Source organism: Blautia sp. DFI.3.45 (assembly GCF_020593505.1).
GTDB lineage: Bacteria > Bacillota > Clostridia > Lachnospirales > Lachnospiraceae > Blautia_A > Blautia_A wexlerae.
Genome location: NZ_JAJDMI010000204.1, coordinates 1 through 309, shown reverse-complemented (window position 1 = coordinate 309; position 309 = coordinate 1). Strand labels below are relative to the sequence as shown.

Here is a 309-nt window from a genome sequence, read left to right as displayed (position 1 = left end):
GGGCTATCGCATACAACATCCTGACCGACCGCAAGGACATCATAAAGCCCATCGGCTTCCACAGGGAAAGCACCGCCCTGAACGATACGGACATGAAGTATCTGCTTCTCTATCTGGAAGAAACCTACGGGCTTACCAATGAGAAGAAGATTGATAACGCCATCGGGATTGTGGCGAATGAAAACAAGTACCATCCCATCCGGGACTATCTCAATACCCTTGTGTGGGACGGGACAGAACGAATCCGTTTCTGCCTGCGGCACTTTCTGGGGGCTGACGCAGACGATTACACCTATGAAGCGTTGAAGC

Annotated in this window: 1 pseudogene; it reads left to right on the top strand. The window is 51.5% G+C overall.

Going from position 1 to position 309, the window contains the following annotated elements:
- Window positions 1-309 (top strand): annotated as a pseudogene (locus LJE09_RS17610) (virulence-associated E family protein); the annotation flags it as partial.